At 55.8% G+C, this 15,827-nt stretch carries 10 protein-coding genes; 2 read left to right on the top strand and 8 right to left on the bottom strand.

Annotated features, from left to right (window positions below):
• Window positions 1–28 precede the first annotated feature (28 nt).
• Entirely contained in the window at window positions 29–574 is a 546-nt protein-coding gene (locus tag MCG44_RS07075) for a helix-turn-helix domain-containing protein (RefSeq protein WP_240288893.1), read from the top strand.
• Between the two features lie 215 nt (window positions 575–789).
• Window positions 790–1,950 carry a tyrosine-type recombinase/integrase gene (locus MCG44_RS07070; RefSeq protein ID WP_240287472.1) on the top strand — a complete coding sequence of 387 codons (1,161 nt, stop codon included), beginning with the start codon at window positions 790–792 and terminating at the stop codon, window positions 1,948–1,950.
• Window positions 1,951–1,958: 8 nt separating this feature from the next.
• Here the strand turns inward: MCG44_RS07070 and MCG44_RS07065 are convergent, their stop codons facing one another.
• From MCG44_RS07065 to MCG44_RS07030, 8 genes are all read right to left on the bottom strand, one after another.
• Window positions 1,959–3,485 carry a recombinase family protein gene (locus MCG44_RS07065; protein WP_136890910.1) on the bottom strand — a complete coding sequence of 509 codons (1,527 nt, stop codon included), beginning with the start codon at window positions 3,483–3,485 and terminating at the stop codon, window positions 1,959–1,961.
• Window positions 3,470–5,128 carry a recombinase family protein gene (locus MCG44_RS07060; RefSeq protein WP_240287470.1) on the bottom strand — a complete coding sequence of 553 codons (1,659 nt, stop codon included), beginning with the start codon at window positions 5,126–5,128 and terminating at the stop codon, window positions 3,470–3,472. The genes MCG44_RS07065 and MCG44_RS07060 overlap by 16 nt, the downstream gene beginning before the upstream one ends.
• A 2-nt stretch (window positions 5,129–5,130) precedes the next feature.
• Window positions 5,131–6,765 carry a recombinase family protein gene (locus MCG44_RS07055; protein WP_240287469.1) on the bottom strand — a complete coding sequence of 545 codons (1,635 nt, stop codon included), beginning with the start codon at window positions 6,763–6,765 and terminating at the stop codon, window positions 5,131–5,133.
• 122 nt (window positions 6,766–6,887) lie between these two features.
• Complete coding sequence (locus tag MCG44_RS07050) at window positions 6,888–7,109, bottom strand: DUF6870 family protein (RefSeq protein ID WP_118625776.1); 222 nt, start codon at window positions 7,107–7,109, stop codon at window positions 6,888–6,890.
• Window positions 7,110–7,683: 574 nt separating this feature from the next.
• Complete coding sequence (locus MCG44_RS07045; protein ID WP_136890913.1) at window positions 7,684–8,166, bottom strand: sigma-70 family RNA polymerase sigma factor; 483 nt, start codon at window positions 8,164–8,166, stop codon at window positions 7,684–7,686.
• A 420-nt stretch (window positions 8,167–8,586) separates the two neighbouring features.
• Complete coding sequence (locus tag MCG44_RS07040) at window positions 8,587–9,426, bottom strand: class B sortase (RefSeq protein ID WP_240287467.1); 840 nt, start codon at window positions 9,424–9,426, stop codon at window positions 8,587–8,589.
• 177 nt (window positions 9,427–9,603) lie between these two features.
• Complete coding sequence (locus MCG44_RS07035) at window positions 9,604–15,354, bottom strand: InlB B-repeat-containing protein (protein ID WP_240287465.1); 5,751 nt, start codon at window positions 15,352–15,354, stop codon at window positions 9,604–9,606.
• On the bottom strand, window positions 15,351–15,704 hold the full coding sequence (locus tag MCG44_RS07030) for a glycosyltransferase (RefSeq protein ID WP_240287463.1): 354 nt from the start codon (window positions 15,702–15,704) through the stop codon (window positions 15,351–15,353). Before MCG44_RS07030 ends, MCG44_RS07035 begins: the two co-directional genes overlap by 4 nt.
• Window positions 15,705–15,827: the final 123 nt, after the last annotated feature.

The raw sequence follows: 15,827 nt of genomic DNA, 5'->3' as shown, positions 1-15,827 counted from the left end.
TAAGATTGAGGTGATGCCTGTGTTTGACATGGAAATGCTCGGTGAGAATATTCGGCACCTCCGAAAAGTCAGAGGAATGACACAAGAAGAACTTGCAAAAAAAGCCGGATTGTCCACTATGAGTATTAGGCGGTATGAAAACGGAGAACGAATTGTTACAGAAAAAGCTATGGCACAGATAGCTACCGCTCTGGATGTTGATATTTATGAGTTTTTTCCGGAAGATGAAAAAATAGATAATGATAGGTTCCCTTGGTGGCCTCTCCGCCCGCCCCGCAAATTATCTGACGCAGAAGCTCACAGAATGGGTTTTTTGAAATTCAATTCAGAAGAAGATCGGATAGCTCATTTCTATAGCCTCTTGAATACAGACGGAAAATTAGTCGCAGGCAAGTGTTTTTATCAACATTTGGATAAAGAATGTAGCAGAGAAGTTGCAGACTATGTAGAAAAGCTATCGGAAATACCACAGTATCAGTACACAGACGCCCCACAACCGCCCACCACCCCCACAGATGGCAAGGACACTCCCCCGCTCGAAAGCCCCTTAGAGGAGCCGCCAGAGGGCAAATAGAAGGGTGCCCCGAAACAGGGAGCCCCCGTCGCGTTTCACGACGCCAGAACAACAAAAGCCCCAGGCCGAAGCCCAGGGCAAAAAGAAACCGCCGCCGATGCTACGAACATCGACGACGGCAGCAGTACAAATACCCAGGCTACCAACCAAAGGCACCAGACTGCCCTTTTATGATAGCATAGAGGGGCCGTGGTGTCAAACGAAAGGAGTACATCATGGCAAAAAGAGCAGCACAGGGAGCGGGCACCATCCGCAAAAAGACGGTGATCCGCAAGGGGAAAGAATACACATACTGGGAATCCCGCGTCACAGTGGGCCGGGACCCAGGCACAGGGAAACAGGTGCAGAGGTCTTTCACTGGCAAGACACAGAAGGAAGTCCGGGAGAAGATGCAGGTGGCGGCAGTAGCCGTCAACACAGGATCTTATGTCACGCCGCAGAAGATGACGGTGGGCCAATGGCTGGACGCCTGGGCGGCGGGCTATCTGGGCGCCGCAAAGCCCGCCACAGTGACCATCTACAAGAACAATATCAAGAACCATATCAAGCCCGCCCTGGGGGCGGTGGGCCTTTCAGACCTCCACCCCCACATGGTACAGACCTTCATCAACGGCCTGGAGTTGTCCCCGGCTTCTGTCCGTCTGGCCTATAAGGTCTTACACATGGCCTTGGAAAAGGCTGTCAAACTGGAGTACATACCAAAGAACCCCGCCGCTGGGAGCGAGCTTCCCAAGCTGGAGCAGAAAGAAATACACCCGCTGGACGATCAGCAGGTGGCCGCACTCCTGAACACCGCCAGGGGTGGAGATATGGAGCATCTTATCACTGTGGCCTTGTTTACTGGCTGCCGCCTCTCGGAGCTACTGGGCCTCACCTGGGGCGCTGTGGACTTCAAGCGGGGCACCATCACCATCAACCAGCAGCTTGCCCGCCCGGAACACAGAGGTGTAACGCCCTTCATCTCTCCAAAGAACGGCAAGCCCAGGACCATCTCCCCGGCTGCCTCTGTAATGGCCACACTGAAACGGCAGCAGCGCCGCCAGATAGAGCAGCAGCTAAAAGCTGGGCCACTGTGGGATAATTTGTATCGTGTGGTATTCTCTACGGAGATAGGGGAGCCGCTGGACCAATGGAAAGCGGAAAAGGAGTTCTCCGTTGTCCTAAAGGCCGCTGGTCTTACTGGAGTCCGCTTCCATGATTTGCGCCACCCGTATGTCAAGCACACGACAAAAATTTTTAGCTTGCGCTTGATGGATTTTCAAGCGCAGGCTTATCCTGATGCTCGGCGAAAAACTCGCGGAGCTTGTCAGCTTCATCGGGGAGGACAAAGCCAAAGCCCTGTCCGTCCACTCTGCAATAGAAAGCGATTTTCATGACTGCCACCTCAATCAAAAATGTCCTGGATTTTGTATGCGATCTCGATGCGCTTGTCGGGATATACCAGCACCCGGTCGATCAACAGCTCGGCCAGCTCGGTGGTCAGCGTGTCCGCATCGAAAATCGCCTTGGACGCTTCCTTGCGGCTGTCCTGCCGTGCCTGTTCGTCCTGCTTCTGTTTCGCCTGTGCCAATACTGCGGCATAGGCGTTTTTTGTTTTCAGCAGCAGCTCGTTACACGCGGCCTTTTCCGCCTTGTAGGTGTTCAGGTCAATCTCGCCCATAAGATAGTGTTCGTAAAGTGTGCGCTTGCCGTCTTGCAGCGTCTCGATCTGCTGCTCATATTCGGCGCGTTCCGGTACGGAGGCATCCACCCGGAGCGAACCGTCCGGGGCAAACGGTGCGGCGGCTTCCATCTGCTTTTTCAGCGTCAGGAATACCGCTTGTTCCAGCTCTGCGGCGTTCAGACGCATCTTGTGGCAGCGGCTTTCTACGTCCGCCTCGGAATGGCGGCAGTAATAATACGAGGTTTTCTGCATGGTGCGGGACAGCGCATGACCGCAGCAGCCACAGAAGGCTTTGCCTTTCAGCGGGTAGTCCCGCTTCTTTTTGTTGGGCTGGGAAAAGCGGAGCTGGCTGGCCTGCACGGTATCAAACACGGCTTTCTCTACGATGGCCGGGTGATGGTCAGGGATGATGTACCATGATTCTCTGTCCTTCAGGTGGCTTCTGGTGCCGCCTACTTCGAGAACCGCCCGCTTGCCGATCACATACACGCCGGTGTAGCGTTCATCCTCCAAAATGCGGAGAATAGTGGATGTACTCCAAATCCCGTGACAGCGGGAAATATCGTGGGTATGATTGCCGTGCGCCGCTTTGTACTGGCCGGGAGTGGGGATGCTTCTGCGAAACAGCTCCCGCGTGATGGCGGTGGCGTTGATGCCCTCGGCGGCAAGCTGGAAGATGAGCTGCACAACGGCAGCGGCCTCCGGGTCAGGCTCCATTCTGCCATCGGCGCTTTTGCGGTAGCCGTAAGGACAAATCTTACTCTGATACTCGCCGCGCTGCATCTTGGCATACTTGGCGCTCTTAGTCTTGATAGACATATCGCGGCTGTAATACTCGCTGATGAGATACTTGAACGCTACGTCCATGCCGCCGGTATCGCCCTTGAATTTGCTGCTGTCAAAATCGTCGCTGATGGAAATGAAGCGGGTATGGAACAGTGGGAATACACGCTCGATGAAATAGCCGGTTTCAATGCTGTTTCGTCCGAAGCGGGAAAAATCCTTGACGATGATGCAGTCGATTTGATTGGCCCGCACCAGCTCAATGAGCTTCTGTACCTGCGGACGCTCAAAATTCGTGCCGCTGTACCCGTTGTCGATGAACTCCATGATCTCCGCGTTCAGAGCTTCCGGCATGGAAGCCGCGTACTCGTGGAGGACGAGACTCTGGTTTTCAATGCTCAGGCTGTCGTACTTGTAATCCTCGATGGAGAGGCGGATATAGAGGGCGATTACATATTTCTGCATTGTTCCAGCACCTCCGCATAGGTTTCAAACTCGCTCTGGAAGCGATAGCGCACTGTAATCTGCTTGTCGTGGGATACCTCGATGCGGTCGATCAGCCGCTCGATAAGAGCGCCGGTCAGCGCACGGTCGGTCTTGATTTGTGCGGCGTCCTGTTCCAGCGCCCGGTGCTGTTCAATCTGCGTATCCATCGTCCGCAGACCGTCCTCCAACTGTTCCATTTCCACGGCGAGGTCGGCAATGCGGCTTTCGTACTTTTCCTTGTAGTCGAAATATTCATCCTTGGTGAGAACGCCTTGCACAAGGTTTTCATATAAGCTCCGCACGATACCGCGAAGCCGCTGGATTTCCTGCTTGCGGCTGGTGATCTTCTCCCGCAGCTCAGCGCGGTCAGCGGCCTGCCGGGACAGCTCTGCAAGGGAGAGGGTATATTGCCCCAGCGCCGTATCAAGCGCGTCCTGAAGCATATCTGCCAGCATATCCAGCAACGCATCCTCGCGGATGGTCACGCCGGGGCAGGCATCCTTGCTGATTCGGCTCTGGCTCAGACAATGGTAGAAGTACACATCATCGGACTTCTTGCGGATGTTTCTCTGCCGATGCAGGCTGCCGCCGCAATGGGCGCAAAACACCGTGCCTTTGAGAAGATTCGGCGTGTAGGCTTTGACCTCCCGTGCCTTGGCGCGGCTGGCGGTCTGATTGAGAATTTCCTGCACCGCCGCGAACTGTTCCCGGCTGATGATGGCCTCATGGGTGTCCCGCACCACCGTCCATTCCTCGGCATCGGCCTTGACCTGCCGGTGATCCACGGTTTTGGTTTGCCCCTGAACGAGATCTCCGGTGTAGACCTCGGAGCGGAGAATGACACCAACTGTCCGGGTCTGCCACTTGCCGCTGCCGAGTAAATTCTCGTGGGTGATCTTACCCTGCATCTTCTTGTAGTGGCTGGGGGTGAGAATACCCGCTTCATTCAGCCGCACAGCGATGGTATTCAGGCCAGCGCCCTCGGAAGCCCAACGGAACATCCGCTGCACCACAACGGCGGCAACGGGGTCGATGATAAGCTGGTGGCAATCGTCTTCCGCTTTCAGATAACCGTAGGGAGTACGCGCACCGATGAACTTGCCGTCCTTCATGGCCTGCCGCTGCTGCGCCCTGATCTTGCGCCCGATGTCCAAAGCGTAGGCTTCGTTTATCATGTTCCGCAGCGGGATGATGATACCGGAATGGGCATCCTCCGGGGCGGCGGTGTCGAAGTTTTCATTGACCGCAATGAAGCGGATACTGCGGATGCGGAAATACTGCTCGATGTAGTAGCCGGTGTCGATGGTGTTTCGGCCCAAACGGGAGAGGTCTTTCACAATGACGCAGTTGACGTGACCGGCCTCAATATCTAAGAGCATCTGCTGAAAGCCCGGACGGTGGAAGTTTGTCCCGGTCGCGCCGTTGTCGATATAGGTATCGTACACGCTGATCTCCGGGTACTGCTCCAGATAGCGGGCAATAATCATCTGCTGGGTTTCAATGGATACGCTGTGCGTGTGGGTATCCTCCACCGAAAGGCGGACGTAGATCGCGGCGTGGCAAGGGGCATCGGCCTCCTGCACGGCTATCGCAGCCGTTTCTTTCCTGCTTTTTCTCGCCATGCTCAGCCCACCTTTCTCTGTTCGTAATCTTTCTGCTGCGCTGCCAGCGCCAGAAGCTGCAACGCCTTTTTGTATTCGTCCTCATGGGTAAAGGTAATATCCAGCTCCTTTTTGCCACGGACGCGGATGCTTTGTACCATGTGAATGAGCGCCCTGCGGTCTAAGGTTTCCAGCGTGGAGAACTGCGTAAACTGTGAAATCCAGCGGTTGCGCTCACTTCGATTTTCCAGCACCTCCGTGAGTTTTTCCTTGAGAACGCGGACGCTCTCGCGGATGTCCTCGGCCTGCTTGGTGTACTTTGCCTTATAGGAAGCGTATTCTTCCTTGGTAAGCATACCTCCCACAAGGCTTTCATAGAGCCGTGCCTTGAACTCCAGCACCTGCTCCAACCGGCGCTCGTTGTCGGTGATGTGGTCGCTGTATTCCTTGGCAAGCGCCTGATTGATGCTGGACTGGTCAATGCCAGAAAGCAGCGCCTCCAGAGAGGCAATATTGCCAATATAGGCTTTCAGGCTGTCCCGTACACAGTCGATCAGGCTGCTTTCTTTCAGCATGACCGGATGGGCGCAGCCCTTTTTCTTGCCGGTAGGACAATAATAGTAGTGGTACTCCTTGCCGTTTGCACGGTTGGTCTTGCGGGTCATGCGGCTTCCGCAGCACCCGCAGATCAGAATACCGGAGAACAGGTACACCGTATCCTCGTTGGGAGAAGTGCGGGTATCCAGTCCCTTAATGCGCTGCACCAGCTCAAAATCCTGACGGGCAATCAGCGCTTTATGGGCATCCGGGACGCGCACCCACTCGGAGGCGGGGCGCTGCTCCATCTGCTTGATCTTGTAATGCGGCGTACCCTGTTTGCCCTGCACCAGCGTTCCGGTATAGGTTTCGTCCTGCAAGATGCGGATGATGGTGGTTGCCGACCATTTGCAGTCAGCCTTGTCTGCGTATCCCTTTTTCGCGTAGGGCAGGCCGTTGTTCTTCTTGTATGCCAGCGGAGAGAGAATGCCCAGCTGGTTCAGCTCTGATGCGATCTTAGAGGCGCTTGCGCCCTCCAGCCGCATACGGAAGATGTCGCAGACAACGCGGGCGGCGTAGGGGTCAGGGACGAGCAAATTCTTGTTGTCCTCGGCTTTCATGTAGCCGTACACCGGGAACGCGCCGACGAAATCGCCGTTGCGCCGCTTCACGTCCAGAGAAGAACGGGTCTTGATGGAAATGTCCCGGCAGTAGGCTTCGTTCATAATGTTCTTGACCGATACGGCCAGATCATCGCCGCTGTCGTGGGCGGTGTCGATGCTGTCGGTGATGGCGATGAAGCGCACCCCATAGGCCGGGAATACCCGGCGCAGATACCGGCCGGTTTCAATGTACTCGCGCCCCAGCCGGGAGAGGTCTTTTACAATGACGCAGTTGATATTTCCATCGGTGACATCCTGCATCATTTCCTTGAATGCGGGACGGTCGAAGATGATGCCGCTGTATCCATCGTCGATCTTTTCGGAAACGACCTCAATATCCGGGTTGTGCTCCACAAAGTTTTCAATGAGCTTGCGCTGATTGGAAACGCTGTCACTCTCGCTGGAATGATCGTCGGTGTAGGACAGGCGGATATAAGCGGTGGCTTTGAATTTAGGCATGAAAAAGCACTCCTTTCTCCCGGACTGCTCCCGCATGAAAAGAGTGGTTATCTGGCTATTAGGTTTTCATCCTTTTCCACACCGATCATAGCACTCTCTGCGGAAAAAAGCGAGGATGTCGCTCAGCGCAAAATGCCTTGCAGACATTCCTCCAACGTAACACCGTTCCCGGCGAAGCAGGCGTTTACCACGAAATCGCCGCAGCGGAAGCGGTAAGGATTTTTGATCTGGCGGATAAAGGCGGCAATGCGTTCTTCCTTGGGAAGATTTTTGTCTACGGATACTTCCCGGATGTCCACCAGTTCATCCGTGTGGATTTGGGTTTCGTTTGGTGTCGGCTGCATCATGGCGATCTCCTTTCTCGGTTTGGTGGGTTTCCTCAAGGTCACATGAATGCGCTGACGGGAAAGGCCATCAGCGCATGGTATCTGACTTTGAGAGGCGGCTGCGCGGGCAGAATTGGAGCCACATAACATAATGGCGAATACCGGCGCAGCCGCTCTGCTTGTCCATTTGAGAAGATCCATCCTATTTGCCACGCGCCCCGGATAGTGGGCATGATGCAGGCCGCCCTTGGCAGGGCTGTCATAACTCCACGATACCGCTGCCTCAAAGAGCTGGCGCATACCGCAGGGTTCCCCCTCAAGTCTGTGGGAGGGCGTGAGCAAGTTTCATTATCCGCCGCGCTGTCATCGCGCCCGATTTGCCGAATCGGGTCTAAGGCTGCGTAGATCGCTCGGATGGCTTTTCCGGAATCACCTCCTTGAAGCCATCGTCGTGGCGGCGCACCTTATGCCGCTATCACGCGGGTTTTGTGCCTGCATCATGGTCTATTCAGTTTTCAACGTTCGGTGAAAGGCTTCGTGGAGAATGTCCCTTCACCTATCGCCGATTTTGGGTCACTTTTGCACCCTGTTTTCAGCAATCAGGGAAAAGTTTTTTCATTTTCTTCATCGCCGCGCCGATGCTCTTGGAAATATTCTGATGGCTGACACCCTCGGCTGCGCCAATCTCATCAACCGTCATCCCATCCACGAAATACATCCACACCCTGCGGAACTGCGTATCCGTCAGGTGCTTCCGAATCTGCGTGACCTTTCTGACGCTGCGGTGGATTGCCTCTGCCCGGTCATGCGCCTGCTCCATGCAGACATCCACGGCAGGAATGGAGGCCGCTTCCTCGGATAGCTCATCCAACGCAAGCGTGTGATTGGCATAGACGTGAGCTTCCTTTTCGGAGGCGTGATAGTCCTCGTCCGACAGGGCTTTCCATTTCAGAAATTCTTTCTCGCTGGCAAAGTCCTCGCGGGTCAGGCGGACGATGACTTCATTGGCGTCCATATAAACGATGGCATCGGGGTCTTTCTTATTCAGCGCATAGATGCTTTTTCTATTAAACATTTTGTTCCTCCGTTCAGATCCGAGTGGGTAAAAAGGTCTGAACGAAGGGCGGCGGGGAGCGGCAGCCCACGGCGAAAAAGTGCCGGGAACGACAAAAAGCGCCCACACAGGCATAAAAGCCTGCATGGGCGCTTCGGTGCGGTTCAGTATGGAAATTGTCGGCGGCTGTCGGAGGGCATAGGTATCCTACGGTGTCCGGGTATCGTCCGGCTATGCTCCCGGCGCGGCTTGTTGCCGCAGCATTAGCGGCACCTCCTGTGCTCTCCTGTCATACGCATAGGTCCCTTTCATCTGAAAAATGTTGGGACAGCAAAAACAACGGCCGCCCCGTACAGAGCAGCCGCCGTTTTCCCTATACCATACGCTGCTTTTCAGTACCGCAAGGATGGGTGTCCTGTTATCGTCGTATTCTGATTTCTTTTAGGGCATTTCAGGACTATCCACAAGGGATACGCTGAACTCCTGCGCGGTTGCCCCCTCCGGCAGCAGCTTTGCCATGACCACCAGCCGCTGATTGCCGCTGTTGGTCTTGTCATACTTCCGGCAGCAGGTGGAAAGGGTCAGGACGGAATCTTCCTCGGAGAAGGTCACACCGTCAAAATCCAGCCAGTTTTTCCGCGCAATCGTCTCAAAGAAGCTGGTCAGATCATCTCCCGTGGGATCAGGCGCAATATAGTCAAAGCCAATATCCGTGACGAATAGCGCGGTGATCTGGAAAATCATGTCCTCGCCATCCACAGAGAGATAGATATACGGATGCTCCTTTACAAAGTCTGCGTCCATATAACGGTAGAGCTTGGTGAACCGCACACCGTCCGGGTCGCAGTTGCTGGCGGAGTGGCCGAAAATGGTGGTGTTTTTGTCCAGCTTATCCCTGCTGCCGATTTCGTTTTCACAATGGGCATAATAGCAACCCCACATGGCGTACTCGCCGTTTTCATCCAGCTTTAGGTAATAGCCGTTGTCCTCCGCCTGCATCACGGGATCGTCCACCTCCGCACCGGGGATATACAGCCATGCCACGGTGTCAGGATTCTTCGCTCTGGCTTCCGCCAACTCTGCCTGCCTGTCCACCGAGGGGATAACTTCGCCCGCGGGAGTCGCTGATGGCTGAGGCGCAGATGTGCCGGAAGGCGTTCTGTCGGGAATGTCGATAGGCTCCGTCCCTTTCTGATAGCAGCCCATGACTGCCGTGGTCATGGCAAAGAGAAGGACGGCCATGCAGATGATCGGACGAATGATTCTTGTGATTCTTTTCATAATGCTGTCTCCTTGCCGCGCTGGGATAGCGGCGCAGCTCAAAATGTCATTGATTTGTTTCTTGTAGCGAAAAGAGAACAGCGCAGCTTCAGGGCGAGATGCCCGTCCGCTGCGCTGTCCGATGTTCGCTTATGGGGTCATGCCAGCGGCTTTGATGTTTAGCCGTATGTCAGCCGGTCACTTCTTGCAGCGCCAGAGGAAGGTCACGATCTGCGCTCTGGTGCAATCCGCATTGGGGCTGAATGTCGTGCTGGTGGTTCCCTTGGTGATGTTCTCCTTGACCGCCCACAGTACAGCGCCTGCATAGTAGGCGGTGGACTTCACATCGGCAAAGGGATTGGCTGTACCCGCTGCCGGGGACTTCTCGGAACGCCACAGGAACGCGACGATCTGGGCGCGGGTGCAGGTCATGTTGGGGCTGAACGTGGTGTCGCTGGTGCCCTTGGTGATGCCGTTTTCTACCGCCCACAGCACAGCGTCGTAATAATAGCTGCCCACGGGGACGTCAGTGAAGGGCATGGCGCGGGTTTCTGGTTCGGGACTGCCAGCGGCACGCCACAGGAAGGTCACGGCCTGCGCACGGGTGCAGATGCCATCCGGGGAGAAATGGGTATCATCGGTTCCCTGCGTAATGCCGTTCTCCACTGCCCAATCCACAGCGTCCTCATAATAGCTGCCGGTGGCTACATCCACAAACACGCCGGTCTGGGGGTTGCCGTTGGCTTTCATAAAGATGACCTCGATGGTATGGGTTCTGCTGACATTCTCAAAGGTGTAGGACTTCACCGCGCCGATGCTCTTGCCGTCGATCTTGACGTTGGCGACAGCATAGCCCTTATCCGGGGTGATGGTGAAGGTCTGATCCCGGCCCTCACGGACGCTGACATTGCCGGAGGGAGAAATGGAGCCGCCAGCCCCGGCAGTTGCCTTGATGGTGTAATAGCTGTAAGAATGGCCGCTGCCATTATAACGCCAGTGTGCCGTATAGGTTCGGTTGCCAGTGCTGCCCGTTGGGATGGTGACGGTCATATTGTTCTCGCCGTCAAGCCCCGTGCCGCTCCAGCCGGTGAAGGTATAGCCGGATTTGGTAGGATTCTTGAGGGTGAAAGTCCTCGTCTCGATGGTGTAGGTGTCGGGATTGCCCTCCGCAGTGCCGCCGGCCAGATCATAGGTGATCGTGTACTCGGTGGGTGCAGGCGCGTCCTTTTCGAAGATGGCCTTGACCTCCACGTTGTCGTTCGGCATGAGGAACTTGTCGTCCTTGATGGTCACGCCGCCGCTGATGACCTCCCACTCCTTGAAGTGATAGCCGGTTTTGGGCGTAGCGGTCAGGGTGATTGTCGTACCAGCCGCAGCGGTGGAAGGACTTGCGGTGCCAGTGCCGTTTCCGTCATTACCGACGGTGACGGTGTAAGTGGTGGGGGTAATAACGCTGTTTTCCCACAGCGCCTTGATCTCTGTGTCCCCGCTCACGATATAGGTATCGCCTACCTTGTACTCCGTGCCGCTAATCTCCCAAGCCTTGAACTCCTGATCGGTGGGAGCGGTGAAGCCGCACTCGGGCAGGATGTAATTTGTCCCTGTCTTGACGGTCACGGAATCCATGTTGCCGCTGCCGCCGCCTGCGTTGAAGGTGATTGTCCAATCCGCAAGCGACGCGCCCTCTCCCACCGTGACCGCCGCATCGGAGCTGGCAAAGTGGTTGTTATCCTCCGCATAGCGGACGAAGTAATTGCCAGCGGACAAGTTATCAATCTCCGTGCCGCTGCACGCCGTATAGCTTCTTTCGCCTGCCATACGGTATTCCATCTTATCAGTCACGCCGCTGATTTTGCCGTCGCTGCCGCCCACGGTGGTGGGCGCGACACCGATCAAGCCGGTAGGCGCTTCCTGCGTGGCTTTGCCGATGCTCCACGCTGCGGTCACGGCGTCGGTGCTGCCGTCCGCCCATTTGCCCGTTTGGGATGTGACGCTAACGGTGTAACCGCCCGCGTCCGTGCCGGTGTTGCCAGTGATATTCATGGTGCCGGAGTCGTAGCCGATCACGTTGGCTACCAGCTCGGAGCCATTGTAGATGTAGGTTCCGGTCACACTGATGTTGGGCTTGGCCGGGTCGGTAGGCATAGGAGGCGTATCTGCCTCAAAGATAGCCTTGACCTCCACATTGCCGTCCGGCATGGTGAACTTGTTGTTGGTGATTACAAGCCCTGCCGGAGATTCGACCTGCCACTTCTTAAAGTGGTATTTCTCGCTGGGCATTGAGGTCAGGGTGATCTCCGTACCGGCCGCAGCGGTGGAAGGGGTTGCGGTGCCGATGCCGTTTCCGTCATTGGTGACGGTAACGATGTACTCAGTAGGGGCGGGAGGTGCGTCCTCCCACAGCGCCTTGACTGTGATGTCAGCGGTGACGGTCACAGGGGCGTTCACCGGATACTCCGTACCGTCGATCTCCCATGCCTTGAACTGCTTTCCTTCGGGCGCAATAAACTCGCACTCCGGCAGAGAATACTCGCTGCCGCGCAATACCTTCTTTGCAGGCATTGCGGTGGTGACCTCCTCCGGCAAATCCTCGGGTTCGGAGCCGCCGTTCGCGTCAAAAGTGATGGTATGCTCGTTGCGCTTTTCAAACGTTGCAGTTATGGTGACGTTTTCCTCCGGCTGGGCGAAGGTATAGGTATCATCCTCAACTGCAAAGCTGGCGGGAGTACCGTTGATGGACAGCGTACTGAGCATATAGCCCTCATTGGGTGCAATGGAGAGCATGACAAGGTCGTCCTTGCAGAACAGGGGCGTGCCGTCCTCGGCGGTTTCTGTGGCATTCACCACCGTGACTGTGCCGTTTTCACTGCTTGCAGCCGTTACCCTGTACTGCGGTGCACCGGCCACCGTTACCTCTACCGTAACCGTCTGCAAGGCTTCCTGCTCCGGTGGGACGACAATGTCTGTGCCTGACAGATCCAGCGTCCCGGTCACGGTAAAGTGCTGCTCCCGTTTGGCCGCTGGAACATAGTCCGCCGCCTCGTCCCATTTGACCGGAACCGAAACGCTCTGATTCCCACTGGCCGCCGTCCGGACGGTGACCGTGGCAGGCAGCGATTCAGACAGCACCGCGCCATGCGGGAGCTTCTGCTCGTCGAGCGTATCGACATGGGCCAGCGTGTTCCAGCGGACCTTGTTTTTCAGATAGAAAATCGTATTTCCACAGGAGTCTCTGATATAAATATTGTGGTAGACATTGTCGTCCATGTCCGCCGGGATCGTATAAATGCCGTTTTCATCCGGCTTCAGAACCGTTTGGCCGTCCTGCACCGTAACCGGCGTCTCGTCATGCACCTTGAACTGCAAATTGCCCCAGTAGGTCGTGCCTTCCACCGCGGCTGTGCTCGAATTGGCTTTGCCTTCCAGCTCCTTGCCGGAGGGATGCACTGTGGCCGCCGGATCTGAGCAGTCCAGTATGAGCTTCGGGGAGGAGACGTATTTCGTCCCCACCTCATTTGTAGCCTTGGCGTAGACATACCACTCGCCATGGTAGTCCTCAAAGGAGGGACCTATGAGGGTAAGACTCCAAGATTCCGAATTGTATTTATACCATTTAATGCTGCCTTTGTCATCCAGCTCCTTCAGCTCCTTTAGTGTATAGCGCGTGGCCGTTTCAAAATAGTAGCTGGTTTCGTCAGATGAAATCCCAAGACTCACAGCATAGCCCTCTCCGTACTTGTCTACCGGATCGACATAGCAGAATTCATCCGGCGCATCCGCACGATAGTCCCAAAAGCTTTTGTTTCCTACACGAACCGTCAGCGTAGGCAGTTCCGTTTTCGGGATCACCAGCAAAAACTTCCGGTTCGAGTTGATGATGCCGAAGTTATAGTCATTATTCTCCCCGCGGCTTATTTTGATGTCCTCGTTATCCCAGTCGACAAAATACGCTTCCTTCGGCAGATGATCGAACGGCAGTTCCAGTTCAAACCCGTGCGGCACGCCAAGGTGGAGGATCGCGCTGCTCGGGTCGTTTCTGTCACTCAGGATCAGAACCCGGTGTCTTCTGTACAGCCTTATCGTTGTCGTGGTGCTGTTGCCCGCATTATCCGTAGCAACGACCTCATACACAAATCCCTCATCATTGTTGCCGCCGTCCGGCGCGGTCAGCTGATAAGTCTGTCCGGTCTGCACGGCCTGCTCCTCACCGTTGATCGTCACAGACTTGACGCCGGAGGACACCTCCTTGTCTCTCACCGGGTCGCTGACTGTGAAGCTGATCGTGCCTGGCTGCCCGTCATCGGTGTCGTCGGCGGTATACTCCATTCCATTCGCAATTCCCTCGATCACCGGCGGGGTCGTGTCCTTCATCAGCTTATGCCCGCACACAGTGCACTTCTTTTCCTGGTTTTCCCACTCTCCGGGAATATGCTCACCGTCCGGTACAGGTCCACGCTCTAGCGGATTCCGGGCCGGGCAGCGTGTGCATCCCCAGACATGACAGCCATTCCGGTTTTTCCAGCCGTAGGTATGGTTTCCCTCGCAGGAGGTCTCCATCATTTTCACATCAAGATCAGTTATCGCCCATCCGTAGTTCTGCGTGTATGGCAGAGTCAGCAGCGACAGGTCAATCATTCCGTCGCTGTCCGGAATCAGGAAATCAGTGAGATGCATGAAGTAGCTCGGTTTCCCATCCGTTCTGAGCGCGTGACCGTTAGCCGTCAGCATGACGATCTTTCCATCCTTTGAGCCGACCTTTATCCGGTCGTTCGTCGCGATCGACGGATCCGCCACGAGCTGCTCCGGTTTGTAAACAATGTCGCCGTAGCCGACAGCCGCCGCGTCCGAGCCGTTGCTGCGGTAATTGGTCGACAGATTCAGAGTGGCGTCGGTAAGGGTTATGTCCATTCCGCGGCACCAGCGGCCGCCGCCTATCGCCGCTCCGTAGTGTCCTGTCGCCGTCACAACGCCGCCCGTCACCGTGATATTACGGGCGGGGACATACTGCCCACCGCCGATACCCGCGCCGTTGTAGCCGCCTTTGGCCGTGACCGTGCCGCCGGAAATGTAAATGTCGTGGGCGGCGTTGATGCCATTCATATCCTGCTCTGTTTTCCAGCAGCCACCGCCGATACCAGCGCCTCCCTCACCGCCTTGAGCGCTGACTGTGCCACCATGAATATAGATCTCACTGCCGCGCCCCTCATAACTGCCGCCAATACCGGAAGCAAATCTGCCGCCGGTGGCTTGTATCGTACCGGAGTAGAAATACAGCTTCTCACCGGCACCTCCACGACCGGCACCGATACCAGCACCGTTTCTGCCGCCGATGGCCGCTATGGTGCCGCCCCAGTAGTCAGGATTGCTCCGAGAGCCAAAGTGCATATTCACGCCGTGGCCGTACATATCTCCGTTGTAATAACCGTTGGAAATATTGCGGGTCGCGTAGCTTCCTCCTATGCCCGCCGCTTTGTCGCCGCCCTTGCAGGTCACCGTGGTGCCTGTGCGCGCCAGAACATAAAGCTGACCCTCGCTGCGGTTTTTCTGTATTGCCGCGCGGCCGTCGGCACCTTGCAGGGAGCTGTTCTTGCCGATGAAATAGATATATGCCGAAGCCTTCTTATTTAATTCAATAGCCGGCCCCTTGGAACTGGGACTCATCTCGATATTTACGCCGTCAATAAATACGTGCGGCGCGGTTTTATCTCCCTTGATGAATATCTTCTTATCCCATGCCCATGTGTCCCTGAGCTTATCGGGAACGGACGAGTAGATGTAGTAGCTCCGACTGTCCTTAATGGAGATGTCCGATGTCCGGTTGTACACATCAATGCTCACGTCGTACTTTGGGATGGTATTCATCGGTCCGTCCGCCGCCGATACTGTTGTCGGCAGCAGCGTCAGCACCATGTAGCACAGCAGCAGGATGCTGAGTATTCGTTTCTTCATTGGCTTTTCTCCTCCTTTTCGTGTCGGTTCGGCTTATCCGTCCCGTCTTTTCTCCGGTTTTCCTTGCTTCTGAGCCGGAAGCACAGCGCGGTGATGACCACCGCCGCTGCAAAGGAGACGACGGCCACCAGCACATAGCCGCCCGCGTCCTCCCGCAGCAGCATCGCGCCGAACACGCCCCATGCGGATGTCTGCCCCGGCCCGACGACCGTGCCCGCTGTCTGCATCAGCGCCGCGCACAGCAGTATACACGCTGCGGAGAGGCTTATTACCTCGCGCCGCTGCCTCCGGCGGGTGTTTTCCCGCACCCGCTGCTTGACGAGTGCGACCCGTCTTGCGGTATCGTACATTTCGTTTGAACCTCCTCTCTGGATTTTTTGAAATACGGCTTAAAAACCCCTTCACTTATATAGGTACAAAAAATCGAAAAAACTCTCACCCAAAACGCAAAATTTTTCAAAAAAATTTGAGAG

The organism is Lawsonibacter sp. OA9 (assembly GCF_022440585.1).
This window is presented reverse-complemented; position numbering and strand designations above follow the sequence as displayed.